The organism is Streptomyces sp. W16, from assembly GCF_033194735.1.
In the GTDB taxonomy this organism is placed as follows: Bacteria; Actinomycetota; Actinomycetes; order Streptomycetales; family Streptomycetaceae; genus Streptomyces.
On the sequence record NZ_JAWOAI010000979.1, the window covers coordinates 1 to 1,870 of the forward strand.

At 74.7% G+C, this 1,870-nt stretch carries 1 protein-coding gene; it reads left to right on the forward strand.

The features are described from left to right. Positions 1 to 1,870, forward strand: a 1,870-nt coding sequence (locus R6V09_RS52175; RefSeq protein WP_317888407.1) for an HAD-IC family P-type ATPase, incomplete at both ends; no start/stop codon positions are given.

Sequence of the window (1,870 nt, forward strand, 5' to 3'; positions counted from 1 at the left end):
GAACTGGTGCCGGGCGACGTGGTCCGGCTCGGGCCCGGCGACCTCGTCCCGGCGGATCTACGACTGCTGCGCGCGAGTGGGCTGACCGTGCACCAGGCCGCGCTGACCGGCGAGTCCGCGCCGGTCGCCAAGTCCGCCGTAGAACTGCCCGGCGCGGCCGACGAGGGCCCCTTCGCCCAGCCGCACCTGTGTTTCCAGGGCAGCGGCGTCGTCTCGGGCAGTGCCACGGCGGTCGTCCTGGAGACGGGCGCACGGACCCGGCTCGCCGCCGAGCACGGCGGGCCGGTGCGGCGCGAGGCGAGCGCCTTCGACCGCTCCGTGCACGGCGTCTCCTGGGTGCTGATCCGGTTCATGCTGCTGACGCCCCCGCTGGTCCTGATGGCCAACGCGGCACTACGCGGCCGGGGCCTTGAGACGCTGCCGTTCGCCGTCGCGGTGGCGGTCGGGCTGACGCCCGAGATGCTTCCGGTGATCGTGACGACCTGCCTGGCGCGCGGGGCCGCGCTGCTCGCCCGTACGCACGGCGTCGTCGTCAGACGGCTCCCCGCCCTGCACGACCTGGGCGCCGTGGACGTGCTCTGCCTCGACAAGACCGGCACCCTCACCCAGGACCGCCCGGTCGTGGAACGCGCCCTCGGCCCGGACGGCCGCGACGACCCGGACGTCCTGAACCGGGCCGCCACAGCCGCCTGGTGGACCCTCCAGCTCGCCGAGGCACCCGTCCCGGACGCCCTCGACGAAGCGCTCCTGGCGTCGGCCGGGCCGGTGGGGGAGGAGTACGACGGGGTCGCGGCCGTGCCCTTCGATCCGCTGCGGCGGCTCGCCTCGGCGGTGGTGCGCGGCGACGCCCTCGGGACACACACCCTCATCGTCAAGGGCGCGGTGGAGGACGTGGTGGAGCGCTGTGTGCTGGAGCCCGGTGAACGGGACCGACTGCTCGCCCTGGCCACGCGTGAGGCCGAGTCCGGTCTGCGGCTGCTGGCGGTCGCCACCGCCGAACTCCCGGCCCGCACGCGCGCGTACACCCCCGCCGACGAACGGGGCCTGACCTTCCGCGGTCTGGTCACCTTCCACGACGCCATCGACCCGGCCGCGCCGGAAGCCCTGCGCGCCCTGGCCGACCTGGGTATCGGAGTGCGGATCCTCACGGGCGACCATCCGGCGACGGCGGCACGGGTGTGCCGGGAACTGGGACTGGACCCCGGGCAGGTGCGGGTCGCCGCCCGCTGCACGCCTCAGGACAAGGCCCGCGCGGTCGCCGCCCTCCGCGCGGCCGGACACACCGTCGGCTTCCTCGGTGACGGTCTCAACGACGTGCCCGCGCTGCGCGCCGCCGACGTCGGGATCGCACCGCGGGCCGCCGTCGACGTGGCCCGGGAGGCCGCCGACGTGGTGCTCGCCGGGAAGGACCTCACCGCGATTCGGCACGCGGTCACGGCGGGTCGGCACAGCAGCGCGAACATCGCCTCGTATCTGCGGGTCACGTTCTCCTCGAACCTCGGCAACGTCATCGCGATGCTCGCCGCCGGTCTGCTGCTGCCGTTCCTGCCGATGCTCCCGGCCCAGGTGCTCGCCCAGAACCTCTGCTTCGACCTGGCCCAACTGGCCTTCGCCCACGACCGGCCGGGAGCCGCCGCGCTGCGCCGGCCGACCGAGCTGCGACCGCGGGCGTTCCTGCGGTTCATCACCGGGTTCGGGGTGCTCAACGCGGTCGCCGACCTCGCCACCTTCGCCGTGCTCGCGCTCGCGCTGCGCGGCCCCGACGCCGTGGACGACGAGGTGCTGTTCCACTCCGCCTGGTTCACCGAGAACCTGCTCACCCAGGCCCTGGTGATGCTGCTCCTGCGGACCGGCCGGAGCCTCGCGGAGG